Genomic DNA, 24,966 nt, shown 5'->3' on the forward strand with positions numbered 1-24,966 from the left:
CGAACCGGCCCCGTTTCAAGCGGCCTTCCCGTTCGTTGTTCAATGCGGGAACGGCCACAGAATGAGTTTTTCCCTGATGATCGCCCAGAACCGCGCCAGGCCGTGCGGCTCGACGATCAGGAATGTGATGATCAGCGCGCCGATGATCATCACATTCAAGTGCTCCGCTGTCGCCGCGTCGATCGGCAGGCCGAGCGCCTTCGGCACAGTGCTGATAATGACCGGCAGCGCGACGATGAGGATCGCGCCAAGATAATTGCCCAGCACCGAACCAAGGCCGCCGATGATGGCGATGAACAGCACACGGAACGACAGGGGAATGTCGAACAGGTTGGCTTCCGCCGCGCCCCGCCACAGGAAAACGAACAGCGCGCCGGCGATCCCGACGATGTAGGACGAGACGAAGAAGGCCATGAGTTTGGCGCGCATCAGGTTGATTCCGACCAATTCCGCGGCGATGTCCATGTCGCGCACGGCTTTCCACATGCGGCCGATGCGCCCGCGGGTGATGTTGATGGCAAACACGGTGATGACGCAGACCGTGCACAGCACGAAATAATACTGTGCGATGGCTGTCGCGCGCGGACCTGCAACGGTAACGCCGAACAACGCGATGTTCGGCACCTGGATCGCCCCGGAGGCGTTGTAGTTGTAGAGCCAGCCCCATTTCTGGAACAGCCAGACCAGGAAGAACTGCGCCGCCAGCGTGGCGATGGCGAGGTAGAAGCCCTTGATCCTCAGCGATGGCAACCCGAAGATCACGCCGATAGTCGCCGAGAAGAAACCCGATAGGGCGATGGCGACGACGATGTTCATCTCCGGAAAGATCGACACCAGCTTGTAGCAGGCATAAGCGCCGACCCCCATGAACGCGCCGGTGCCGAGCGACAATTGCCCGGCATAGCCGGTCAGGATGTTGAGCCCCAGCGCCGCCAGCGAATAGATCAGGACCGGGGTGAGCAGCGCCCGGAAGGTGAACTCACTGGCCGTCAGCGGGAAAACGACGAAGGCGAACAGTGCGATCACGCCGAGCAGGAACGCGTCCTGGCGTACGGGAAACAGCGCATAGTCGGCCTGATAGCTGGTCTTGAACTGGCCTGCAGTGGGGTAGAACATGGATTACACCCGCTCGATGATTTTTTCGCCAAACAGCCCCTGCGGGCGGAAGAGAAGCACCAGCAACGCCAGCATGTAGGCGAACCAGGCTTCGGTGTTGCCGCCCAACAAGGGTTGGCCCCAATAGATCTCGAACACTTTCTCAAGGATGCCGATAGCCAGCCCGCCGATGATGGCCCCCATGACGCTTTCCAGCCCGCCCAGCATCAGCACCGGCAGCGCCTTGAAGGCGATCACCTCCAGAGCGAAGGAAACCCCTGCCCTCGCCCCCCAGACGATGCCCGTGGCCAAGGCGATGACGCCGGCGATGAACCAGACAATGACCCAGATCGTCGACAGGGAAATACCGACCGACAGCGCCGCCTGGTGATCGTCGCCAAGTGCCCGGATGGCGCGGCCGATCTTCGACTTGTTGAGGAAGACCAGCAGGCCCGCCACCAGTAGCATCGCGCCAATGACGGCTGTCAGATCCTTCTGTTCGATGGAGACGAAGCCGCCGAACGGCTCGAAGACGAAGCTGTCCGTCGGAATCATCAGCTCCTTGGTGATCATCACCTTGTTTTCGCCGCCGAAAATCAGTTCGCCGAAGCCGATGAGGAACAGCGTGATGCCGATGGTCGCCATGAACAGGATGATGTCCGGCTGGTTGACCAGCGGACGCAACACGACGCGCTCGATGGTGATGGCCAGGACCAGCATGACGACCAGCGTCAGCGGCAGGGCAATGAAGGCGGGAAGTCCCTTTTCATGCAGGCCGACCAGCGTCAACGCGGCGAAGACGACCATGATCCCTTGCGCGAAATTGAAGATGCGCGACGATTTGTAGATCAGCACGAAGCCGAGCGCGATCAGGGCATAGAGCACCCCTCCGACCAGCCCTTCCCACAGCACCTGCAACAGGAAATCGGGCGCTGCCGCCATGTCGGCAAACGGCTTTACCAGGATGTTGTCGAGAAATTCCATACGTGTCCCGCTCCCTTCACCGTCCAGAGCGCCATGCATCCGAATGGACGCGCAACGGTGCTCTATCCCTTTGTTCTTCCGCATTCATGCGGACGTCAGGTGATCCTGCCTGACTGCAAAATACTCAATGCGGCACGCCCAGATAGGCGTCGATCACATCCTGATTGTTCTTCACTTCGTCCGGCGGTCCATCGGCGATCTTCTTGCCGTAGTCGAGCACGACCACCCGGTCGGACAAATCCATCACCACGCCCATATCGTGCTCGATCAGCGCGATGGTCGTCCCCCTCTGCTGGTTCACGTCGATGATGAACCGGCTCATGTCTTCTTTTTCCTCGAGATTCATGCCGGCCATAGGCTCGTCGAGCAGAAGCAATGTCGGCTCCATGGCCAGTGCCCTGCCCAGCTCGACGCGCTTTTGCAGCCCGTAGGGCAATTTGCCGACCGGCGTGCGCCTGATGTGCTGGATCTCCAGGAAGTCGATGATCTCCTCGACCTTCTCCCGATGCTCGATCTCCTCGCGCAGCGCCGGCCCATGCCACAGCATCTGCCAGCCGATATGGCGCTTCATCATCACCGAGCGCCCGGCCATGATGTTGTCGAGCGTCGACATGCCCTTGAACAGCGCCACGTTCTGGAAGGTGCGGGCAATCCCCTGCCCGACCGCCTGGTGCGGCTTCATCGAGCGTCGTTCCTTGCCGCGAAAGACGATGGTTCCCAGTTGCGGCGTGTAGAAACCGTTGATGACGTTGAGCATCGACGTCTTGCCGGCACCATTCGGGCCGATGATGGCGCGTATCTCGCCCTTCATGACGTTCAGCGAAATGTCGGTTATGGCTTTCACGCCGCCGAAGGCCAGTGAAACATTGCGCACGTCGAGCAGCACGCCGCCCTTGGCTATGCCATCGTCCGAGACGCGCAGATGGTTCGGATCGGGGCGCGGGTTCATTCGGCGGCCTCCCGTATCATTTCCTTCGGCGCGTCATGCACTTTTGCATCGACGACCTTCACCGTGGCGCGGATGATGCCCTTGCGGCCGTCCTCATAGGTCACCTCGGTTTCGACGAATTTTTCCGTCGAACCGTCGTAGAGCGCCTCGATCAGCGGCCCGTAGCGCTCGGCGATGAAGCTGCGCCGCACCTTCTGGGTGCGCGTCAGCTCGCCATCGTCGGCGTCGAGTTCCTTGTGCAGGACGAGAAACCGCTTGATCTGCGAGGCGGCCATCAGCGGTTCGCGCGCCAGCCGCCGGTTGGCCTCGTCCACATGGGCGGCAATGGTCTCGTAGACCTGGCTGTGGCCGGCCAGTTCCTGGTACGAGGCATAGGCGATGTTGTTGCGCTCGGCCCAATTGCCGACCGCGGTCAGGTCGATGTTGATGAAGGCGGCGCAGAAATCGCGCCCGTGGCCGAAAGCCACCACCTCCTTGATGTCGGGGAAGAATTTCAGCGTGTTCTCGATGTATTTCGGCGCGAACAGCGCGCCCGAGGCCAGCTTGCCGACGTCCTTCGCCCGGTCGATGATCTTCAGCTGACCATCGGCATCGAAAAAGCCGGCATCGCCCGTATGCACCCAGCCATCCGCGGTCTTGGTCTCCCGCGTCGCCTCCTCGTTCTTGTAGTAACCGACGAACACGCCGGGCGAGCGGTACATCACCTCGCCATTGTCGGCGATCTTGATCTCCACCTCGGGAGACGGCAGGCCGACCGTGTCGGGGCGGATTTTGCCGTCGGCCTGCGCCGTGATGTAGACGGTCGCCTCCGTCTGTCCGTAGAGCTGCTTCAGATTCAGGCCGAGCGAGCGATAGAAGCTGAACAGCTCCGGACCGATCGCCTCGCCGGCCGTGTAGCCGACGCGCATGCGCGACAGCCCGATGCGGTTCTTCAGCGGGCCGTAGACCAGGAAATCGCCGAGCTGATACTTCAGCCGGTCCCAGAAGGAAACGGTCTCGCCGTTCAGGATGCGCTCGCCAACCTTGCCCGCATGGGCAAGGAAGTAATCGAACATCGCCTTCTTCACCCGCCCGGCATCCTCCATCCGCACCATGATCGAGGTCAGGAGGGTTTCGAACACGCGCGGCGGAGCGAAGAAATAGGTCGGCGCGATCTCGCGCCGGTCCTCGTTGATCGTCTCCGGACTTTCCGGGCACGCGACGCAATAGCCGGCCGTATAGGATTGCGCATAGGAGAACAGATGATCGCCGACCCAGGCGAGCGGCAGATATGCGATGGTCGTCTCGTTCTCACCGAGATTGTCGAAGCCATTGCCGTTGAGGGCCGACCGGACAAAATTGTCGTTCGACAGCATGACGCCCTTCGGCCGCCCGGTCGTGCCGGACGTATAGAGAATGACCGACAGGTCGCTGCCCTTGCCCTGCGCCACCTCGTCGAGCCAGCCTTCGGTCGCGCCGGGTTCCTCGGCGAACCGGTTCAGCCCCGTCTCGCGCAGCGTCCCATAGTCGTGCAGATGCGTGTGATCGTAGTCCTTGAGGCCGCGCGGCTCGTCGTAGATCAGATCGGTCAGCGCCGGGACGCGATCGGCCACCGACAGCACCTTGTCGACCTGCTCCTGGTCCTCGACGACGGCGAATTTCGCCTCGGCGTGGTCGAGGACATAGGCCATCTCGTCGGCCACCGAATCCGCATAGACGGGCACCGGCACCGCGCCGAGCGACTGGGCGGCGGCAAACGACCAGTAGAGCCGCGGCCGGTTTGCGCCGATCACGGCGATCTTGTCGCCGCGCTTGACGCCGATCGTCTGCAGGCCAAGCGCCAGGGCGCGCACCTCGTTGAGCTGTTCCTCCCAGGTCCAGCTCTGCCAGATGCCGTAATCCTTGAACCGCATGGCCGGCCGGCCACGAAAGCGCTCGGCGTTCAGCAGCAGATATTTGGCAAACGTGTCCGTCGACGCGGTATTGTGCGCCAAGCCGTTTCCTCCCTGATGCGGCGGTTGACTCGCCGTTGTTTCCAGCTCCTCCTCGAGCCGGAGACTATTGATTGCACCGAGGTTTTCATGAAAACCCCGCGCAATCAACTCGCCTCTTGACAGACAGGCTCACAGTTTGTCTTTATTATACAGCAGCCTCGTGTTCGCACGCGCGCCGTCGTTGCTCTTTGTGGGCTGACCGGCAAATGACATTGCTGCCGGCAGGCAGGCCAGGCCTCATTCTCCACCACAGCTTTGCAGTTTCGGGTCTTCCCGTTCAGCCCTGGCGCGTTCTTCTCGTTCTACGAACCGTAGCGGCTCAGCGCCTCGGCATCGACGACCATGATGCGGCCGTGCTCGGCCTTGAGCAGGCCCTCGTCTTCAAGCTGGCGCAGGCTGCGATTGACCACCTGCCGCGACACGCCTGCCAGAAGCCCGAGTTCCTCCTGGCTGATCTGGATCTCGTTGCCGGCCGCAGGATAGAGCGCCCGATTGAAGAACCAGGACAGGTTGCGCGCCACGCGCGCCTTCGGGTCGAGGATCCGATCATACTCGATGGTGGCGATGAACTGTCCCATCCGCTCGTTCAGCTGCCGCACCAGGAAGCGGTTGAACCCCTGGCTGTTCTCGAACAGCCACATGAATGTGCTGCGCGACAGCATGGCAAGCCGCGTGTCGCGGATGGCAACGACGTCATATTTGCGCTGCTCGTTCTTCAGCACCGATCCCTCGCCGAACCAGCCGCCATCCGTCACCCCGGCAAAGGTCATCGCCTTGCCCGCCGCCGAAATGGCGCTGATCTTGATCAGGCCCTCGATCACGCCTGTCCAGTGATCGAGCCGGTCACCGCGATGGCAGATATACCCGCCCTTCGAAAAGATACGCTCGCTCAGCCCCCGCCGCGCACGGTCGCGTTCATCGTCGGTCAACTCGGCCGCCCAGACGACGGAAGCAGCGATATCCTTCTTGGCGCTCATCGTTCTTCGATAGCCTGCCGGCGTAGCGGCGACAAGAAGCCAGTGGACCTCGATTGCCGCGTCGGTGACGTTCAGGCGGCCTGGTGGAGATACCTGGCCGTCGGAAGCACGGTAAGCGGAGCGAGTTCACCCGGCTTCGGCCGCGCAAACAGCATACGTTGTTCCATCGGCGTCGAGAAGTAGAACGGGAACCGGTCGATCGTCCGCTGCATGTTGAGGTCGTAACGCGTCTCGTAAAGATAGATCGGCATGGTGAACGGAGGATAGGGCCGTGGATGACCGATCTGTGTCGCCTGGAAATTGCGCGCGTAGAACGCGGTGTGCTCCTCGCGGATCATGAAGATGCAGGCGACGGTCTTGAAATAGATATTGGCGATGAAGGCAAGGCGCAGGGTTATGTGCGGCATGACCCTGTGCACGCCGTACAGGTCGGGATCGATCGACAACCGGCTCGGATCGATGAACGATTCGCCGCGATCGAGCCGTGGCTGGAGCACGTTGCCGAACACCGTCATGGCGGGCGCGAAGGGGGTTTGCTTCTTCAGGTGATGAAGGCGGATGGTGCTGACCAGCTCACCCTCCATGAACACGCCGAACTTGTGGCAATTCGGCGCCTCATCGAGATCATCGACCATTCTTTGATCGGCCGTTTCAGACAGCAGAAGACCATGCTTGCGAAACGACTTGTACCTGAGGCGGTAGATCGCCTCGAGATCTTCTCCCGTATCGCAACGGCGGTATTCGATTTTCTCGAGAACCGACAAAACGTTGCGACTGAAGGCGGAAACCCGACCTCGGCCTGTATCGTCCCCGTGAAAACGCCGATCTGATACTGACACCGCACCACCCCTACTCGTGGGTATACGGTAAATCAGTTGGACCGCTACAAGAAGAAGAAAAAGAGAACGAGGTCGTTTACATTCTGTTAAGGTTAATGATTGGCTCCGCATGCGGGCAGCGCACGCGGCCACAACCGATGGATTGCAAGGTCAGACGGTCGAGCGGGAGCGGCTGAATGGATCTCGCCAGCGAGGGCCGCGCTGTTCGGCTTCACCCTCGGCCTCATGGTTGGCGGATGCCTGATCGTCGGCGAAAACCCACGTTTTCGACGACATGGTTTCGATGCCCGACGACGTCAGCGCCGATCCGAAGAGGAAACCCTGGACGAAATCCGGCTTGACCGACTGCGACAGGATCTTCAACTGATCGAAACGTTCCACGCCCTCGATGGTGACGGCCATTCCAAGATCGCGCGACAATGTCGCAACGCCCTTCAGCAACCGGTGCGAGCGTTCGTTCTCCGTCACATCGACGAGAAAGCTGCCGTCGATCTTGACCTTGTCGAGGGGCAGCGTGTGCAGATAGCTGAGGCTTGAATAACCGGTGCCGAAATCGTCGAGCGCGATGCGTATCCCCAACGCCTTCAACCCCTCGATATAGGTGACCGTGGCCGCGCTGTTGTTGAGCAGCGCCGTCTCGGTGACTTCGATCTCGAGCCGCTCGGGCGCCAGTCCCGAGACCGCCAACGCGTCGCGCACCTTCGACACGACCTCGTCGGAATGGAAATCCTTGGCCGACAGATTGACGGAGATGCCAATATGCGAGGGCCACTTGGCGCATTCACGGCAGGCCGATCTCAGGACGATGGTGCTGATCTGCGAGATCAGGCCCATTTCCTCGGCAAGCGGAATGAAGATCGCCGGCGACACGAGGCCGAGATCCGGATGATCCCAACGGCACAGCGCCTCGCAACTGGCGATCCGCATGGTCCGCATATCGACGATCGGCTGGTAGACGACGCGCAGATTGCCCGCCTCGACCGCGCTTCGCAGATCGGCCTTCATGATCTGACGATTGCGGAAGGCGACATCCATTTCGGTTTCGAAGAGGCTCCAGACGTTCTTGCCGAGTTCCTTGGCCTTGTAGAGCGCCAGATCGGCCTTGACGATCATCGCGTCCACGTCGCTGCCGCTCACCGGAACCACGACCGCGCCGCCGCTGGCCTGGATTCGTACGGCATGGCCGGCGATGTCGACCTCCCCCTGCAGGCCGGCAAAGATGCGGTCGAACACCTCCGAGAACGCCCGTTCGTCTTCAACGTTGTTGAAGAAGATCATGAACTCGTCGCCGCCGAACCGGCTGATGCGGATGTCGAGGCTGGCGAAAGCCGACAGGCGTTCGGCAACCGCGTAGATGAGGCCATCGCCGACCGGATGGCCGAGCGTGTCGTTGACGCTCTTGAAGTCGTCCAGATCGAGCACCGCCAGCGCACAAAGCCGGGTCTGGTCGCCGCCCGCCATCGCCTCGCTGACTTTCTCATGAAAATAGGCGCGATTGGGCAGGCTGGTCAGGCTGTCGTATCGCGCCATGAAACGAATCTTGTCTTCCGCCTCGACCCGGCTGGTCACGTCCTCGAAGGTGAGAACACCGAGTTCCTCACGCCCCTCCCGCGCCGAAAATTCGAAATGGCGTCCATTGGTCATCCGCAGCATGACCTTGCGGTCACGCCCTTCGCGCAACGCCCGCGACAGATGATCTTCCGCATACGCAAAATCGCGCTGCGTCAGGAGGCCGCTTGCAACACCGCGCATCAGAAGCGCCTTGAGCGTGCGTCCGAAAAGCTGCTCGGGTGACCTGAAACCCAGCATTTCCGCGGCTTGCGCATTGCTGACGACCACCCGTTCCTGCGGATTGAACATCACCAGCCCATGCGGCATGGTGTTGAGCGCGCGGTCGAACCGCTGCGCAAGATTGCGGGAACGCCGGCCCTGGATGATCGCATCGAACAGCACGGTGCGCACGCTGTCGGACATCTTCTTCAGGACGAAGATGAAGGGGATGAGATAGAGGCCGAGAATGACATACTCGGTCTCGAATTTGAGGATCATGCCGATCGCCATCGGCAAGACGACGACCAGCGCCTGCAGCAGCACCATCGTCCTGGAACCGTAGTTCCGGCCGACGATGGTGATCGTCGATCCGATCACCACCGCAATCGATGCGATTTCCGCAAAAACGTCGGGCTTCACATAGATCGCGACGAAACAGAACATCCCCATGATCAACGCCTGGAGAAACCCCCAGATGAGGTAGTTCAGTTCCCATTTCTCCGCGTCCTTGTAGGACTCGATATTGGCGGCGCGTCCCTTGACGATGCCCAGATAGCGAAGAACGCCGGCAATCAGCAGCGCAAGCGCGAAGCCGAGATAGACCGGTTCGTTGGAGGATGTGTAGGCAAGATAAGCGATCAGGCAGTGGCTTGCGCCACCGACGAGCAGAATCGTCGGCTCGTTGAACAACGACCGAACGAAGCCCACATACACGTCTTCCGGAATGCTGTTCTTGCTGTTTTTCACCGCATGAGCCCGATTGACAGGCCCAGAAATGGCACAACAGCATTAAGAAAGCTTTATGCCGAAACGTTTGCGCTAACCCGGCTAAGAATAAGCCGGTTCACTCCGCTGCCTTCAGTACGGCTCCCTGATCGTCGCCACCCTCGAGCCGGGCAACAAGCCGCGCGCGCTCCTGTTCCGCCTTTCGCGCATTGGCTTCCTTGATATGGCCGAAGCCGCGAATGAGCGCCGGCACGCTGGCCAGCGCCGCGGCCGCCTCCAGCCGCCGTGGCGACACAAGCCCTTCGATGCGGTCGAGATCGCTCTCATAATCGGCGAGAAGCCGGCGCTCCATGCGCCGTTCGCTGGTGCGGCCGAAAATGTCGAGCGCCGTGCCGCGCAGACCCTTCAAGCGCGCCAGAAGGCGGAAAGCCGTCATCATCCAGGGACCGAAGTTCGATTTCCGCGCCACGCCGTTGGCGTCGCGCCGCCCGAGAACCGGCGGGGCCAGATGGAACTCGAGCCGGTCGTAGCTTTCGAACTCGGCGGCAAGCTGCTTCTTGAAGGCGCCGTCCGTGTAGAGCCGCGCCACCTCGTACTCGTCCTTGATGGCCATCAGCTTGAACAGATTGCGGGCGGCGGCCTCCGTCACGACGGTCGAGCCCGGCACGGCCCTTTCTTCGGCGGCGCGCAGCCGCGCGATGCGGGCGCGGTAGCGTTCCGCATAGGCCTCGTTCTGGTAGCCGGCGAGGAAGGCGGAGCGCCGCTCGATCACCTCGTCGAGCGACTGCGACAAGGCCGGCCGCGCATCGCCATTGGCCGACCTGACCACCAGCGCCTGCACGAATTCGGGATCATGACCGGCGCGCCGGCCCCAGCGGAACGCGGTGACGTTCATCGACACGGCCTGGCCGTTGAGCGTGATCGCCTTTTCGATCGCTTCGGCGGAAACGGGAAGCCCGCCGCGCTGGTAGGCCATGCCGAGCATGAACATGTTGGCGCCGACTGAATTGCCGAACAGCACGCTGGCCGCCCGGGTCGCGTCGAAGAAATGCGCATTCTGCTCGCCTGCGGCGGCGCGCACTGCCTTCTTGAGGCGTTCGACGGGCAGGGAGAAATCCGCCGAGCGGGTAAAGTCGCCCGGCATCACTTCGGCCGTGTTGGCCATGAACAGCGTGTGCCCCTCACGTGCCGAGGCCAGCACTTTCTTGGTGCCCGACACGACGAGGTCGCAGCCGAGGATCAGGTCCGCCTCGCCCGCCGAAACGCGGATGGCGTGGATGTCCTCCGGCGTCCGGGCGATGCGCAGATGGGTGAAGACCGCGCCGCCCTTCTGTGCCAGGCCCGCCATGTCGATAATGCCGGCGCCCTTGCCTTCCAGATGGGCCGCCATGCCGACGATCGCCCCGACGGTAACGACGCCCGTGCCGCCGATCCCGTCGACCACGGCCGACCAGCCATGCGTCAGGGGGAACAGCTTCGGCTCCGGTACGCCGTCCAGCGGATTGTCGGCGCCCGTGGCACCCTGCGCCTTCTTCAACTTGGCCCCATGCACCGTCACGAACGATGGGCAGAAACCGTTGACGCAGGAGAAATCCTTGTTGCAGCTCGACTGGTCGATGCGCCGCTTGCGGCCGAACTCGGTTTCCTGCGGCTGCACGGAAACGCAGTTCGACTTGACGCCGCAATCGCCACAGCCTTCGCACACCAGCTCGTTGATGAAGACCCGCTTGTCCGGATCGGGGAATGTGCCGCGCTTGCGCCGGCGGCGCTTCTCGGCCGCGCAGGTCTGGTCGTAGATCAGAACCGTGACGCCCTTCAATTCGCGCAAGTCCCGCTGCACGCGGTCCAGCTCGTCGCGGTGGTCGATCGTCGTGCCGGTGGGGAAATTGACCACGCCGGCATATTTCTCCGGTTCGTCGCTGACGACGGCGATGCGCGAGACGCCTTCGGCGCGCACCTGGTCGGCGATCATGCCGACCGTCAGCCCGCCTTCATGCGGCTGGCCGCCGGTCATCGCCACCGCATCGTTGAACAGGATCTTGTAGGTGATATTTGCGCCCGAAGCGATGGCGAAGCGGATCGCCATGGTTCCCGAATGATTGTAGGTGCCGTCGCCCAGGTTCTGGAAGAAGTGCTCACGCTTGGAGAACGGAGCCTGGCCGACGAACTGCGCCCCCTCGCCGCCCATGGCGGTGAAGCCGACATTCGAACGGTCCATCCAGGTCGCCATGAAGTGGCAGCCAATGCCACCGCCGGCGATCGAGCCTTCGGGAACGTTGGTCGATGTGTTGTGCGGGCAGCCGGAACAGAAGAAAGGCGTGCGCGAGGCGACATCCACCGTGTCGGCAAGCATCGCCTGGAACTGGCGCAGCCGCTTCACATGCGCGGCGATCTCCTCCGACGGGCCGATCACCCGCAGAATGCGCTCGCCGATGGCGATGGCGATCTCATTGGGATCGAGCGCCGCCGTCGGCGCGAACAGACGCCCGCCCTTCTCATCGACCTTGCCGATGATTTCCGGCTGGTTGGCCGTGCCGTAGAGATTTTCGCGCAACTGCACTTCGATCAGCGAGCGCTTTTCCTCGACGACGATGACCATGTCGAGGCCGCGGGCGAAATCGCGCATGTGCTCGACGTCGAACGGCCACGGACAGGCCACCTTGAACAGTCGGATGCCGAGCGCCTTGGCGCGCGCCTCGTCAATGCCCAGATCGTCAAGCGCCTGGCGTGTGTCGAGATAGCTCTTGCCAAGCGTGACAATGCCGATCTTCGCCTTCGATCCGCCCGTATAGATGACGCGGTTGAGCTTGTTCTCGTGGACGAAAGCGGCGGCGGCGGCGCGCTTGAAATCATACAGCCGCGTTTCCTGGCCAAGCATGTTGATTTCGTTGCGGATGTTGAGCCCGCCGGGCGGCATGTCGAAATCCGGCTTGATGATGTTCAGGCGGTCGAGCGACACATCCACGGCCGCCGTCGATTCGATGTTGTCCTTGACGCATTTGATGGCCGTCCAGGTGCCGGCGAAGCGCGATAAGGCGTAACCATAGAGGCCGTAATCGACCAGTTCCTGAACGCCCGCCGGATTGAGGATCGGGATCATCGCATCGACGAAGGCGAACTCGCTGGCATTGGCGACAGTGGAGGATTCGGCCGTGTGGTCGTCGCCCATCAGCGCCAGCACGCCGCCATTCTTCGCCGAGCCCGCCTGGTTGGCATGCCTGAACACATCCCCGCAGCGGTCGACGCCAGGCCCCTTGCCGTACCAGACGGAGAACACGCCGTCATACTTGCCCTCGCCGAGAATGTTGGTCTGCTGGGAACCCCAGCAGGCGGTGGCGGCAAGTTCCTCGTTGAGGCCCGGCTGGAAGATGACGTTCGACGCCTCGAGCGACTTCTTCGCCTTCCACAGCTGCTGGTCGAAGCCGCCGAGCGGCGAGCCGCGATAGCCGGAAACGAAGCCCGCCGTGTTGAGCCCTTCACGCCGGTCACGCTCGCGCTGCATCAAAAGCATACGCACAACAGCCTGCGCGCCGGAAACGAAGATGCGTTCCTTGCTCAGGTCGTATTTGTCGTCCAGCGCGACGTCGTGAAGCGTCATTTACGGTATCCTCCTCAACGGACAGCGGCCTTCGAGGCATTTCCGCCAGGGTAGTTTTCTATTGGCACCGCACCGCGTCAAACGAAATTGCGGTGTCCACAACAAAGAGCAAGTCCGCCGCATTACGCGCCTTCCCGGCGACATTTTATTAGCCGGAAGAACAGGATAGCGAATGATTCTGACGACAGTATATTCGCTTCGACGCGCCGTGCATCCGGCGGCGCGGCACTCTTTCATCAATCATCTAGGTTCGGCGGGCAAAAAGGCGACTTTTCGCAGCGGATAACTTTTGCCAAAGTCGGAAAGCTGCTAATCAACCGCGCCCGGCACCGGGCAGGACGGGACGCCTGGATAACAATTGGCGCCCGCCAAGGGGAAATGCAAGAGGGTAGAAAATGACGGATAGACATGTGCCGCACGCCGTGCGCGCCGGCGACGGGGGATTTTGACCCGTGCGCGCAATCGCTTTCGCCGTCCGCGCCATATGCGGGCTCAATGCCCTCATCGGCAACATCTTCGCCTGGCTGTCATTGGCCATCGTTCTCGTCTGCTTCACCGTCGTCGTGCAGCGCTATGTCTTCGCGGTCAGCTTCGTCTGGATGCAGGATCTCTATGTCTGGCTGAACGGCGCAATGTTCACTGCGGTGGCCGGTTTCGCGCTGCTGCGCAATGACCACGTGCGCGTCGACATCTTCTACCGGCCGGCCAATGTGCGGCGCAAAGCCGTCGTCGACCTGATCGGCGTCGCGCTGTTCCTCCTGCCGTTCACCTGGATTGTCTTCTATTATGGCTGGCCCTTCGTTCAGCGTTCCTGGCGCATCGGCGAGGCTTCGGCAAATGTCGGCGGCATGCCTGGGCTGTTCGTGCTGAAGGGTTTCATCCTCGCTTTCGCCGTCCTGATCGCCCTGCAGGGCATCGCCATGGCGTTGCGCTCCATCCTGGTTCTGACGGGGAACGAAGCCCTGCTTCCGCAGAAACTGCGCTACCAGAGCGAGACCGAAATGCTGCCGGAGGCAAACGTCTGATGGATCCGGTTCTCATTGGCGAGCTCCTTGCGGGGCTCATGTTCTTCGGCATCATCGGCTTCCTGCTGCTGGGCTTTCCCGTCGCCTTCACGCTGGCCGGCGTCTCGTTGATGTTCGGCGCGGTCGGCATGTGGCTCGGCGTGTTCGACCCGTCGAATTTCGGCAGCCTGACCAACCGCTACATCGGCTACATGACCAATGAGGTGTTGGTCGCCGTGCCGCTGTTCATCTTCATGGGCGTGATGCTCGAACGTTCGAAGATCGCCGAGCAATTGCTGCTGACGATGGGCAAGCTGTTCGGCAATCTGCGTGGCGGCCTCGGCATGTCCGTCATCATCGTCGGCGCGCTTCTGGCCGCCTCGACAGGCGTCGTCGGCGCCACCGTCGTGACGATGGGCCTGATCTCGCTACCGGCCATGCTGCGCGCCAATTACGATCCCAAGCTCGCCACCGGCGTCATCTGCGCGTCGGGCACTTTGGGTCAGATCATCCCGCCATCGACGGTGCTGATCTTCATGGGCGACATGCTGTCGGGCATCAACGCGCAGGTGCAGATGGCCAAGGGCAACTTCGCCCCGGTGCCCGTCTCCGTCGGCGACCTGTTCGCCGGCGCCATCCTGCCCGGCGTGCTGCTGGTCGGCCTCTATCTCGGCTGGACCATTTTGAAGGCGATCTTCGATCCAGCGTCCTGTCCCGCCACCCCCGTGGCGCCGGAGGACAAGAAGGCCCTGCTCCGCGAGGTCGCCGTGGCGCTCCTGCCACCACTGATGCTGATCACCGCAGTGCTCGGCTCGATTCTCGGCGGCATCGCCACGCCGACCGAGGCTGCATCGGTTGGCGCGGTCGGTGCGATGGTGCTGGCCGGGCTGCGCTGGCGCCTGTCGTTTCGGGTGCTGCGCGAGACGGCCATTGCCACCGCCTCCATCACCTGCATGGTGTTCATCATCCTGTTCGGCGCGTCGGTGTTTTCCATCGTCTTCCGCCTGATGGGCGGCGACAATCTGGTGCACGAGTTCCTCGCCAACCTGCCCGGTGGCACGCTTGCCGCCGTGGCTGTGGTGATGTTCATCATGTTCCTGCTGGGCTTCATCCTCGACACGTTCGAGATCATCTTCATCGTCATCCCGATCACCGCACCGGTCCTGCTGGCACTCGGTGTCGATCCGATCTGGCTCGGCGTTCTGGTCGGCGTGAACCTGCAGACTTCGTTCCTGACGCCGCCCTTCGGCTTCGCGCTGTTCTACCTGCGCGGCGTCGCACCGAACAATGTCTCCACAGCGATGATCTACAAGGGCGTGTTGCCCTTCGTCGCCCTGCAGGTGCTGGCGATCGCCATCATGTTCATCTTCCCCGAGATCGCCACCTGGCTGCCCCGGACGATCTACAACTGAGGCTTGCAGCGCCACAAAGAAAAAGCCCGGGCGAAACCCGGGCTTTTCCGTTTCAAGCGGGCATGGCGCCTAGACCGGTTCGGCGTTTCTATGAAGCACCGAACCGGTCTAGCTCATTGTTTTCCCGCATTTATGCGGACGTCAGGTGAAACCACCTGGCAGCTCAAATGCTCTAGATCTTGAAGTACTTCTCGCGTGCCGCGACGAAAGCGCCGTCCGTGCCTTCCGTGCGCGTGCGCACGATGTTCAGCGCCTCGATGAAGCTCTCTGTCGTCTTCTTCGTCAGCGCATCGCTGGAATCGCGCAGTTCGGCGAGAATTTCCATCGCCGCATTGGCGCCGGCCTCGATGATGTCATCGGGGAACTGGCGAACGATCACGCCGTGGTCGTCGACCAGCGTCTTCAGCGCGCGCGGGTCGTTGGCATAGAAGTCGGAGGCCACCTGATCGTACTCGGCCTGGCAGACATCCTTGACGATGGCCTGCAGGTCGGACGGCAATTCCTGATACTTCGACTTGTTGACCACCAGCTCGGTCGCCAGGCCCGGCTCGACGAAGCTCGGGAAGTAATAGTTCTTGGCGACCTGGTAGAAACCGAGCGCCAGGTCGTTGTAGGGACCGACGAACTCGGCCGCGTCCAGCGTGCCCGACTGCAGCGCCTGGAAGATTTCGCCGGCCGCCATGTTGGTGACGGTGGCGCCGAGCTTTTCCCACACACGGCCGCCGAGGCCCGGCGTGCGGAAGCGCAGGCCCTTGACCGAATCGAGGCCCGTCAGCTCGTTGCGGAACCAGCCGCCGGCCTGTGTGCCCGTATCACCGGACAGGAAGCCCTGCACGCCGAACTGGTCGTAGATCTCGTCCCAGATTTCCTGGCCGCCCAGATAGCGCACCCACGCGGTCAACTCGCGCGACGTCATGCCGAAGGGCACACCGGTGAAGAACGAAAGACCGGCGCTCTTGTTCTGCCAGTAATAGGCCGCTCCGTGGCTCATCTCGGCGGAACCGTCGATCACCGCGTCGAGCGACTGCAGCGGCGGCACCAGCTCACCGGCGGCATAGACCTGGATGGTCAGGCGCCCGCCGGAAGCCGCCGTGATGCGGTCGGCCAGGCGCTGCGCGCCGACGCCAAGACCTGGAAAATTCTTCGGCCAGGTGGTGACCATGCGCCACGTCTGGTTGCCCTGCGCGATGGCTGGCGTGGCAAGCGCGGCAGCGCCCACGCCAGCCAAGCCGGCTTTCTTGATAAATGAACGGCGATCCATGAAGTACCTCCCGAGACTATCGCAATCGAAAAAAAAGGCCGAAGAACGGCCGGGGCGATGACCGGTGGCGCAAGCGCAAACGCCCTGCCCCCGATCGAAGCATGTATCAATACACGCGGTCGCGCATGTGTCTAGGCCATGGGCGCTCTGGCCCCGCTATTCACCCGCTGTGCGTCTATTCAAACCAGGCAGGAAATCAAGCGCCTGAATTGAAAAGGCATTTCACGGAAGGATCGCCCTTATCGTTCCATTCAAAACGAAGCTTCGTTTGTTTGCACACGTTGTTTCAACAGAAAATCTGCCGGCCACGCCCGGGCGGAAAGCTGTCACTGTCGACTTTTGGCGCGCTTGCGGGCAGGCTGCGGATAGACCACAAAAACAAAACCCGGGAAAAAACATCGGGGGGAACACATCGTTGGGAGGAGCGTATGGCGGGGCTGCTTGGCCTTTCGCGCCTGATAGATCGTATTAACCGATTTATCGGCAAACAGGTTTCCTGGCTGATCCTGGTGGCGGTCCTCGTTTCCGCCTATAACGCAACGGTGCGGTTCCTGGGCAACGGACTGCCGGCCTACCTCCCCATACCCCGGGCTTCCAACAGTCTTCTCGAGCTGCAATGGTATCTTTACGGGACGGTCTTCATGCTCGCCTCGGCCTATACGCTGCAGCGTAACGAACACATCCGCATCGACATCGTTTCCGGCTTCTTCTCCAAGCGCACGCGCGACTGGGTCGATCTGTTCTGCCATGTCTTTTTCCTTCTCCCCTTCGTCACCCTGCTCACCTGGCTGAGTTGGCCCTGGTTCCGGCGTTCCTTCCTTTCCGGTGAAATCTCGGCCAATGCGAGCGGGCTCATCATCTGGCCGGCCAAGTTCATGGTGCTGGCCGGCTTCGTTCTCTTGGCCGCCCAGGCGCTGTCCGAGATCGTCAAGCGCATCGCCGTGCTGCGCGGCCTGATCGACGAGCCCAATCCACAGCACGCGCTGCCTCCAACGGTAGAAGCAGCCATCAAGATGGAGGAGAAGGGGCCGTGATTGACCTGATCGCCCACAACCTCGCGCCGATCATGTTCGTCAGCGTCATGGCGATGCTGCTGATCGGCTATCCGGTGGCTTTCACGCTCGCAGCAGGCGGGCTGCTGTTTTTCGTCATCGGTGTCGAGGTCTCGCACGTCTCCAGCGAGATCCGTCTTTTCTGGCCGCTGCTCCAGTCGCATCCCGAGCGCATTTACGGGATCATGTACAACGACACATTGCTGGCCATCCCGTTCTTCACCTTCATGGGACTGATCCTCGAGCGCTCGCGCATGGCCGAGGACCTGCTCGACACGATCGGCCAGCTGTTTGGACCCGTGCGCGGCGGCCTCGCCTATGCGGCGGTGCTGGTCGGCGCGCTGCTGGCCGCCACCACGGGCGTCGTCGCCGCCTCGGTGATCGCCATGGGGCTGATCTCGCTGCCCATCATGATGCGCTACAATTACAATCGCGGCTTTGCCGCCGGCACCATCGCAGCCTCCGGCACGCTGGCGCAGATCGTGCCTCCGTCTCTGGTGCTGATCGTCATGGCCGACCAGCTTGGCCGCTCGGTCGGCGACATGTATGTCGGCGCCCTTTTCCCGGCACTCATCATCATCGCCCTCTACTGCCTGCTGGTCTTCGCCATCACGCTGGTCAAGCCGCATTGGGCGCCGGCCCTGCCACCGGAAACGCGCACGCTGGGCGGCGGCGTCCCGTCGCTGATCGTCCTGCTCGCAGCGGCGGTGGCAATCTATCTCGTCACCTATCACACGATTTTCGCCGAGATGCGCGGCGAGGTCCGGCTCGTCTGGGCGGCAACCTCCGCCACGGCGGTGGCCCTCGCCTTCAGCCTCGCCAACCGCTATTTCAAGCTCGGCATCCTGTCCCGCCTAGCCGAGCAGGTGGTGATCGTCCTGTTCCCGCCGCTGGCGCTGATCTTCCTGGTGCTCGGCACCATCTTTCTCGGCATCGCCACCCCGACCGAAGGCGGTGCGATGGGCGCGACCGGCGCCCTGGTCCTGGCATTCGTCAAGGGACGCCTGTCGTTCACCATCCTCAAACAGGCGCTCGACGCGACGACCAAGCTTTCCGCATTCGTCATGTTCATCCTGATCGGTGCGCGCGTCTTCGGCCTGACCTTCTACGGCATCAACGGCAATGTGTGGATCGAGGAATTGCTGCTGCGGCTGCCGGGCGGCGAGACAGGCTTCCTGATCGCCGTGACGGTCCTCATCTTCATCCTCGGCTGCTTCCTCGACTTCTTCGAGATCGCCTTCATCATGGTGCCGTTGCTGGTGCCGGCCGCCGAAACGCTCGGCATCGACCTGATCTGGTTCGGCGTCATCCTCGGCATCAATCTCCAGACATCGTTTCTCACACCGCCCTTCGGCTTCTCGCTGTTCTATCTGCGTTCGGTCGCGCCGATGAGCGAATGGAAGGACGAGGTTTCCGGGCGCATCCTGCCGGCTGTCAAGACCCTGGAGATCTACAAGGGCGCCGTGCCGTTCATCATCATTCAGTTCCTCATGATCATGCTCGTCATCGCCTTTCCCTCGCTGGTGACGCACTATAAGTCGAGCAACACCGTCGACCCCGATACGATCGAGATCATCGTGCCGCCTTTCGGGCAGGAAGACGGAAAGCCCGGCTTCGGCCTGCCGGGCGGACTTGGCGGTTCTCCATTCGGGCAAGCACCCGCCGAAGACGCGGAAAAGGCCGGTCAGCCGGAAAGGCCGCAGACCGATCTGAGCCAGCCACCCAGTTTCAACTGAGCGGTTCAACTAGATCACGATGATTTTGGATTGAATCAATCCAAAATCATAAACGTGATCGCTCTCAATAGGTTAGAGCGGGGTGCGGGCGGAAAACCGCTTCACACTTTTCCTCATCCCGCTCTAAGCGCCATCGTGATCCGGAACGAAAATCCCCGGGGCGTCGCACCCCGGGGATCGTCTTCGTCGAAACCGGTTCAGCGTTTCATGGAAGCGCTGAACCGCTCAATTTTTTTGTTTTCCCGCATTTATGCGGACGTCAGGTGAAACCACCTGACGGCAAAATGCCGAGCCTGGCGCGGCGTCAGAGTTTGCCGGCGCGCTGCTGGATCATCATGAAGGTGTCGAATGTGTATTCGGAGATCTGCGCCCACAGATAGGCGTCCTTCTTGAAGGCCTGCTGATTGTCGTAGATCTTCTTGAACATCGCATTCGAAGCATTGATCTCGTCATAGGTCTCGATCGATGCGTTGTAGCAGGCTTCGAGAATTTCCTGGCTGAACGGCCTGAGTTGAGCCCCGTCGGCCGCCAGTTGCCGCAGCGCAGTCGGGTTCTTGTAGTCGTAGCTCGCCATCATGTCGGCATTGGCCGCCCGGCAGGCCGCGTCGAGAATCATCTGGTAAGGCTTGGGCAGTTCTTCCCATTTCGCCTTGTTGAACAGGGCATGCAGGACCGGACCGCCTTCCCACCAGCCGGGATAATAGTAGTATTGGGCGACCTTGTTGAACCCGAGCTTCTGATCGTCATAAGGACCGACCCATTCGGCCGCGTCGATCGTGCCTTTTTCCAGCGCCGGATAGATGTCGCCACCGGCGATCTGCTGCGGCACCACGCCGAGCTTCTCGATGATCTTGCCGCCCATGCCGCCAATGCGCATCTTCAGGCCCTTGAGATCGTCGAGCGTGTTGATCTCCTTGCGGAACCAGCCGCCCATCTGGGCGCCCGTATTGCCGCAGGGAAGACCGTACAGGCCCTGGGCGCCATAAAACTCGTTCATCAGCGTGTTGCCTTCGCCGTAATAGAACCAGGCATTCTGCTGACGATAGTTGAGCCCGAACGGGATGGCCGTGCCGAGCGCATAGGTGGGGTCCTTGCCCCAGTAATAATAAGACGCCGTATGGGCGATCTCGACGGTGCCGGCCGCCGCGGCGTCGGCTGCCTGCAGGCCGGGCACGATCTCGCCGGCGGCAAAGACCTGGATTTCGAAATTGCCGTCCGTCGCTCCCTTGACGAAATCCGCCATGGTCTCGGCCGCGCCGTAAATCGTGTCGAGCGCTTTCGGAAACGACGAAGTGCAACGCCAGGTGATTTTCGGCATCGACTGGGCAATGGCCGGCGTGGCGAGTACCGATGCGGCGGCAACGCCCGAGCCAGCCAGCCCCGCCTTCTTGATGAAGGTTCTGCGGTCCATGGATTCTCCTCCCATTTTGGAACCGATTGTCGCGACACGACATTGTGCCCGACATATATATGGCGCCCGGCGTGGCCTTGCTGTTTGCATTGTTCCGCGCTTGCCGCCATCGGCATCAATGCATGCATGCGAGCTCAAGTCCAGCGTGCACAGGATGCTTGCGACCAATGTAGGAGACCCGCCAAAACCCCTCGCGAGGCCGTTGGAAAGCGGCTAGGAGTGATTACATTCTAGTTGGTCTGACCGAAACGGATGGTGCCCATCTGTTTCGAGAAGCCAGCCCGCACTTTTGGTGAAAAAGCCTGATCACGGATAATCGGAACCGCCATGCACCAGCCCCTCGTCGCCGTCTCGACCGACGCCAAGGATTTCGAGAATTACACCTGGCATGCGGCACCCCAGCAGTATCTGGAGGCCGCGCTTTCCGGCGCCGGCGTCCTGCCTGTCCTGGTGCCGGCCCTTGGCGACCGGCTCGATCTCGACAGCCTGCTTGCCGCGGTTGACGGCGTGATGCTTACCGGTTCGAAATCGAACGTCGATCCCGCACTTTACGGCGGTGATCCCGGCGAGGAGAACGGTCCCTACGACAGGGCCCGCGACGCGACCACCCTGCCGCTGATCAGGAAAGCCATCGAGCGGGGTGTTCCCCTGCTTGCCATATGCCGCGGCATCCAGGAGCTCAATGTCGCCCTTGGCGGCACGCTGGCGACCGAGATCCAGGAACGCCCCGGTGCGCTCGATCATCGCGCGCCGCAAAGCGACAGCCAGGACGAGCGCTTCGCCATCCGCCACCCCGTCACGGTTTCGCCGGACGGCTGCTTCGCCGCCATCTACGGACCGGGCGACATCCAGGTGAACTCGGTTCACCGCCAGGGCGTGGGCGCCATCGCCCCGCGCCTGCAGGTGGAGGCCGTGGCAAGGGACGGGACCGTCGAGGCCGTATCCGTCAAGGATGCGCCGTCATTCGCCGTTGGCGTGCAATGGCACCCCGAATACTGGGCCGCCAGCGACGAAACCTCCGGACGCATCTTCCGCGCCTTCGGCGATGCGGTGCGCGCCCATGCGGCCGCGCGCCGTACCGACGTCCAGGCGGCTACCGCCGCGGAATAATGCGATACGTGCAAAAGCGCCGCGCTACTGGCTGGCGCTGAGGCTGAGCAAAGCCGTTTCCGGCCGAAACGATTCATAGGCAATGCCGTCGGCGGCGAAGAATTCCACCACCGCCTGGCCCTCACCGCTGACGAAGGCGACCGTGCCATCGCTGTTGTCCTGCCAGTAGCGGGCCTTGGCCAAAGCCGGCATCATCGCCGCGCACGCCTCGGTCAACGTCAGCTCCGCCCGCTGCATGGGCCGGGTCGCGCCCATTGTCACGGCGCATCCCTGGTCGACCCCGGCCTTTGCAAGGGCAAAGACGGGATGGGCGCGCACGCCCAAATCCGCATCCGCGCCCGCTGGACCCGCAGCAGGCTTCGAACCGTTTGCCGGATGGAGCGAAAGATAGCCGGTCGAACCCAGCAATCCCAAAGCCAATGCCCCGGAGACCAGAACCTTCATCGCAACCCCTCGGCGATCACTCAAAGGGGCACTGTGCGGTCAAGGCGTTAACCGTTGGCTAACACATCGCCTGAAAGCGGGAATCGGTTGTCCAGTCGACGTAAAAATCAACGCGTGGTTTCATCGCCGGAAACGCTTACCCACCCACATGGGCGGTTTCGGGAACCGGCGTAAGCGGCTTCCCGTCAACGAACCAGGCAACGAGATTGTCGGCAAGAAGATCGGCCATCGCCTCGCGGGTGATCACCGAAGCGGAGCCGACATGCGGCAGAAGGGAGGTGTTTTCCAGCGCGAGAAGCGCCTCGGGCACATGTGGCTCATGGGCAAAGACGTCGAGCCCCGCGGCAAGGATGGTTTCATCGGCGAGCGCCGCGATCAGCGCTTCCTCGTCCACCGTGCTGCCGCGACCGATATTGATCAGGACGCCGTCGGCGCCCAGCGCGCGCAACACCTCCGCATTGATCGCCTTGTCGGTGGATGGGCTGCTTGGCGCCACGCAGATCAGCGTATCGACCGCGCCGGCAAGGCCGAGCAGGCTGTCATGATAGGCGTAGGGTACGCCCGCCACCGGGCGGCGGTTGTGATAGGCGATCGGCAGGCCGAAAGCCGCAAGCCGCGTGGCGATCGCCTGGCCGATGCGCCCCATGCCGAAAATGCCGGCGCTGCGGCCTCTGAGCGAACCGCGCGAGAAGCGATAGCCGCCCTCGCGCTCCCAGCGTCCTTCGCGCAGCCAGCGCTCGGCGCGCGGCAATTCGCGCAGCGTGTTGATGAGAAGACCAACCGCCGTGTCGGCCACCTCGTCGGTCAGGACATCCGGAGTGTTGGTCACCATGACGCCCTTGCGACCCGCATGCGCCGCATCCACCGCGTCGTAGCCGACGCCGAAATTGGCGATGATCTCGAGGTTCGGCAATGCGTCGATGAAGGCCGCGTCGATGCGGGTCATGCCGGCGATGCCCTTCACGTCGCGCGCCATGTCGGGGCTGACGAGCGATGGATCCGCCTTGTCCAGCATGACCAGCCTGAAGCGCTCGTCGATCCGCCTTGCTGCATGCGGGTGCAGTTTTCCTGGCACCAGAATGGTGATCCCGTTCGTCTCGGCCAAGGTCAGTCCTCCATGGAAATTGAGTGCGTGGCGTTCGCAGGCGCCGCCGAATTCAGCGCTCGACCGGCTTGCCGGCCGACTGCCGCACATGCAGTTCGGGCTTGATCAGTTCCTGCGCCGGATTGACGGCCGCTCCGTTCAGCCGGTCGAGCAGGACACGGGCTGCCCGCCGCCCCACATCGCGCTGGCCGTTCCAGACGGTGGTCAGCGCCGGCGTCGCGATGGCCGCCTCCTCCAAATCGTCATAGCCGGTCACGGAAATATCGACGCCCGGCACGAGGCCGGCACGCGCGATGCCGTTCATCAAGCCGATGGCGACCAGATCGTTCCAGCAGACCGCCGCCGTCGGCTTGTCCTTCAGCGCGAGGAATGCGCCGGTGATCTCGAAACCCGCCTGCTTGGTGCGCGGTCCGGCAAAGCGCCATTGCGGCTTTATCTCGAGCCCGGCCTTTTGCATGGCATCGACATAGCCCTGGTAGCGGTCGCGGCCGGTCGAAGTCTGGTCGGTGCCGCCGATCATGGCGATCCGTTTGTGGCCGAGCGAAATCAGATGATTGGTGGCGAGCGCCGTCCCGTAGGCGTCGTCGCCGCGAAACACCGGCACCTGCGCGCCCTCCACGGAACGGGCGATCAGCACCACCGGCAGGCCGTTTTCCTCCACCAGGCGGATGTCCTGAGCCGGCGTACCGATTGCCGGCGACATGATCAGGCCGTCGGCGCCGAGCTGCAGCAGCGTGTCGATGAACGTCCGCTGTTTTTCCAGCTGGTCATAATGGTTGGACAACAGGAAGGTCTGGCGCGAACGGTCGAGTTCGCTTTCGATGGAGCGCAGGATCTCGGCGAAGAACGGATTCATGATGTCGTGCACCACGACCCCGACAATGCCCGAGCGCGAGGTGCGCAGGCTGGCCGCTCGCCGGTTGTAGATATAGCCGATCTCGCGCGCATGCTCCTTGATGCGTTGCCTTGTGGCATCGGCCACCAGCGGACTGTCGCGCAGCGCCAGCGACACGGTTGCCGTGGAAACGCCGAGAGCCTCGGCAATCGTCGAAAGCTTGATTTTCTGCGCCAGCTTACCTCTCCCCCAGGGCAACATGCCCGCGTGCTGCGTGGCGGTCGATACCCGGCAAAATCGCGTTGAACATCAACCCGTTCGCTTTTCCGGCAAACATCCGTTCGCCATTTTAAACTGTTTAAGGATTGCTTATGCCACGCTTGGCGGAAAGGTCAATGAATATGCTTTGTCGGCATTGAAGCCGGCGGCCCATCGGGAAGCATTCCGACCGGAAGCAGCGCCGCATCGACAGCGGCGCCGCAGCAAGCCTGGGCGATCAAGGTCGGGATACGAAGCACCGGCGCGAAACCCGGATTTGGTCTTCGCTAGAGCGCCATGCGTTCGTTCGAACGCATAGAGGACGCTCTATCTCATTGTTTTTCGCATTTACGCGGACGTCAGGTGATTCCACCTGACTGCAAAATGCTATGTGGCGCGTGACCTGCTCCCCTGAGATGTTCCCGAT

General features: G+C 62.2%; 18 protein-coding genes. 5 read left to right on the forward strand and 13 right to left on the reverse strand.

Translation table 11 applies throughout. The features are described 5' to 3' along the window. Window positions 1–39: 39 nt before the first annotated feature. From AB843_RS14415 to AB843_RS14450, 8 genes are all read right to left on the reverse strand, one after another. The gene (locus tag AB843_RS14415) at window positions 40–1,116 is read right to left on the reverse strand and encodes a branched-chain amino acid ABC transporter permease (protein ID WP_048647562.1); all 1,077 of its coding nucleotides are present in this window, start codon (window positions 1,114–1,116) and stop codon (window positions 40–42) included. A 3-nt stretch (window positions 1,117–1,119) separates the two neighbouring features. After that, a complete protein-coding gene (locus AB843_RS14420) occupies window positions 1,120–2,079 on the reverse strand; it encodes a branched-chain amino acid ABC transporter permease (RefSeq protein ID WP_048647563.1) in 960 nt (319 codons plus the stop codon). 124 nt (window positions 2,080–2,203) lie between these two features. Next, window positions 2,204–3,028: an ABC transporter ATP-binding protein gene (locus tag AB843_RS14425; RefSeq protein ID WP_048647564.1), complete on the reverse strand. Its 825-nt coding sequence runs from the start codon at window positions 3,026–3,028 to the stop codon at window positions 2,204–2,206. After that, window positions 3,025–5,001, reverse strand: a complete 1,977-nt coding sequence (locus tag AB843_RS14430) for an AMP-binding protein (protein ID WP_048647565.1) — start codon at window positions 4,999–5,001, stop codon at window positions 3,025–3,027. The genes AB843_RS14425 and AB843_RS14430 overlap by 4 nt, the downstream gene beginning before the upstream one ends. Before the next feature lie 302 nt (window positions 5,002–5,303). Further along, the gene (locus AB843_RS14435; protein ID WP_048647566.1) at window positions 5,304–5,978 is read right to left on the reverse strand and encodes a Crp/Fnr family transcriptional regulator; all 675 of its coding nucleotides are present in this window, start codon (window positions 5,976–5,978) and stop codon (window positions 5,304–5,306) included. Window positions 5,979–6,049: 71 nt separating this feature from the next. Then, window positions 6,050–6,928, reverse strand: a complete 879-nt coding sequence (locus AB843_RS26430; protein WP_425286817.1) for an N-acyl amino acid synthase FeeM domain-containing protein — start codon at window positions 6,926–6,928, stop codon at window positions 6,050–6,052. Window positions 6,929–6,967: 39 nt separating this feature from the next. After that, entirely contained in the window at window positions 6,968–9,334 is a 2,367-nt protein-coding gene (locus tag AB843_RS14445) for a putative bifunctional diguanylate cyclase/phosphodiesterase (protein ID WP_048647568.1), read from the reverse strand. A 97-nt stretch (window positions 9,335–9,431) separates the two neighbouring features. Further along, window positions 9,432–12,911, reverse strand: a complete 3,480-nt coding sequence (locus tag AB843_RS14450; RefSeq protein WP_048647569.1) for an indolepyruvate ferredoxin oxidoreductase family protein — start codon at window positions 12,909–12,911, stop codon at window positions 9,432–9,434. A gap of 452 nt (window positions 12,912–13,363) precedes the next feature. Here AB843_RS14450 and AB843_RS14455 point away from each other — a divergent pair, with 452 nt between their 5' ends. Beyond that, window positions 13,364–13,936, forward strand: a complete 573-nt coding sequence (locus AB843_RS14455; protein ID WP_048647570.1) for a TRAP transporter small permease subunit — start codon at window positions 13,364–13,366, stop codon at window positions 13,934–13,936. Continuing rightward, window positions 13,936–15,327 carry a TRAP transporter large permease gene (locus AB843_RS14460; RefSeq protein WP_048647571.1) on the forward strand — a complete coding sequence of 464 codons (1,392 nt, stop codon included), beginning with the start codon at window positions 13,936–13,938 and terminating at the stop codon, window positions 15,325–15,327. Before AB843_RS14455 ends, AB843_RS14460 begins: the two co-directional genes overlap by 1 nt. A 172-nt stretch (window positions 15,328–15,499) precedes the next feature. Here AB843_RS14460 and AB843_RS14465 read toward each other — a convergent pair whose 3' ends face one another. Then, window positions 15,500–16,588, reverse strand: coding sequence for a TRAP transporter substrate-binding protein (locus tag AB843_RS14465; RefSeq protein ID WP_048647572.1), 1,089 nt, complete (start codon window positions 16,586–16,588; stop codon window positions 15,500–15,502). 428 nt (window positions 16,589–17,016) lie between these two features. Between AB843_RS14465 and AB843_RS14470 the strand changes: the two genes are divergently transcribed. Beyond that, complete coding sequence (locus tag AB843_RS14470) at window positions 17,017–17,622, forward strand: TRAP transporter small permease subunit (protein ID WP_048647573.1); 606 nt, start codon at window positions 17,017–17,019, stop codon at window positions 17,620–17,622. Next, the gene (locus tag AB843_RS14475) at window positions 17,619–19,376 is read left to right on the forward strand and encodes a TRAP transporter large permease (protein WP_048647574.1); all 1,758 of its coding nucleotides are present in this window, start codon (window positions 17,619–17,621) and stop codon (window positions 19,374–19,376) included. The genes AB843_RS14470 and AB843_RS14475 overlap by 4 nt, the downstream gene beginning before the upstream one ends. 304 nt (window positions 19,377–19,680) lie before the next feature. Here AB843_RS14475 and AB843_RS14480 read toward each other — a convergent pair whose 3' ends face one another. Then, a complete protein-coding gene (locus AB843_RS14480; RefSeq protein WP_048647575.1) occupies window positions 19,681–20,787 on the reverse strand; it encodes a TRAP transporter substrate-binding protein in 1,107 nt (368 codons plus the stop codon). 327 nt (window positions 20,788–21,114) lie between these two features. On the opposite strand from AB843_RS14480, the gene AB843_RS14485 reads away from it, so the two are divergent. Further along, window positions 21,115–21,897, forward strand: a complete 783-nt coding sequence (locus AB843_RS14485) for a gamma-glutamyl-gamma-aminobutyrate hydrolase family protein (RefSeq protein ID WP_048647576.1) — start codon at window positions 21,115–21,117, stop codon at window positions 21,895–21,897. A gap of 24 nt (window positions 21,898–21,921) precedes the next feature. Here AB843_RS14485 and AB843_RS14490 read toward each other — a convergent pair whose 3' ends face one another. The 3 genes from AB843_RS14490 to AB843_RS14500 form a co-directional block, all read right to left on the reverse strand. Further along, window positions 21,922–22,341 (reverse strand): AprI/Inh family metalloprotease inhibitor, encoded by a 420-nt coding sequence (locus AB843_RS14490; RefSeq protein WP_048647577.1) that lies wholly within the window; start codon window positions 22,339–22,341, stop codon window positions 21,922–21,924. Window positions 22,342–22,477: 136 nt separating this feature from the next. After that, complete coding sequence (locus tag AB843_RS14495; protein WP_048647599.1) at window positions 22,478–23,452, reverse strand: 2-hydroxyacid dehydrogenase; 975 nt, start codon at window positions 23,450–23,452, stop codon at window positions 22,478–22,480. A 46-nt stretch (window positions 23,453–23,498) separates the two neighbouring features. After that, a complete protein-coding gene (locus tag AB843_RS14500; RefSeq protein ID WP_082143839.1) occupies window positions 23,499–24,542 on the reverse strand; it encodes a LacI family DNA-binding transcriptional regulator in 1,044 nt (347 codons plus the stop codon). Window positions 24,543–24,966: the final 424 nt, after the last annotated feature.

Origin of the sequence: Nitratireductor soli, from assembly GCF_001050155.1 — a bacterium.
Lineage (GTDB): Bacteria > Pseudomonadota > Alphaproteobacteria > Rhizobiales > Rhizobiaceae > Nitratireductor > Nitratireductor soli.

Bases quoted from the DNA above. Each gene is read 5' to 3' on its own strand.
- AB843_RS14415 (WP_048647562.1), bottom strand. From the start codon at position 1,116: ATGTTCTACCCCACTGCAGGCCAGTTCAAGACCAGCTATCAGGCCGAC.
- AB843_RS14420 (WP_048647563.1), bottom strand. From the start codon at position 2,079: ATGGAATTTCTCGACAACATCCTGGTAAAGCCGTTTGCCGACATGGCG.
- AB843_RS14425 (WP_048647564.1), bottom strand. From the start codon at position 3,028: ATGAACCCGCGCCCCGATCCGAACCATCTGCGCGTCTCGGACGATGGC.
- AB843_RS14435 (WP_048647566.1), bottom strand. From the start codon at position 5,978: ATGAGCGCCAAGAAGGATATCGCTGCTTCCGTCGTCTGGGCGGCCGAG.
- AB843_RS26430 (WP_425286817.1), bottom strand. From the start codon at position 6,928: ATGCGGAGCCAATCATTAACCTTAACAGAATGTAAACGACCTCGTTCT.
- AB843_RS14450 (WP_048647569.1), bottom strand. From the start codon at position 12,911: ATGACGCTTCACGACGTCGCGCTGGACGACAAATACGACCTGAGCAAG.
- AB843_RS14460 (WP_048647571.1), top strand. From the start codon at position 13,936: ATGGATCCGGTTCTCATTGGCGAGCTCCTTGCGGGGCTCATGTTCTTC.
- AB843_RS14465 (WP_048647572.1), bottom strand. From the start codon at position 16,588: ATGGATCGCCGTTCATTTATCAAGAAAGCCGGCTTGGCTGGCGTGGGC.
- AB843_RS14470 (WP_048647573.1), top strand. From the start codon at position 17,017: ATGGCGGGGCTGCTTGGCCTTTCGCGCCTGATAGATCGTATTAACCGA.
- AB843_RS14480 (WP_048647575.1), bottom strand. From the start codon at position 20,787: ATGGACCGCAGAACCTTCATCAAGAAGGCGGGGCTGGCTGGCTCGGGC.
- AB843_RS14485 (WP_048647576.1), top strand. From the start codon at position 21,115: ATGCACCAGCCCCTCGTCGCCGTCTCGACCGACGCCAAGGATTTCGAG.
- AB843_RS14490 (WP_048647577.1), bottom strand. From the start codon at position 22,341: ATGAAGGTTCTGGTCTCCGGGGCATTGGCTTTGGGATTGCTGGGTTCG.
- AB843_RS14500 (WP_082143839.1), bottom strand. From the start codon at position 24,542: ATGTTGCCCTGGGGGAGAGGTAAGCTGGCGCAGAAAATCAAGCTTTCG.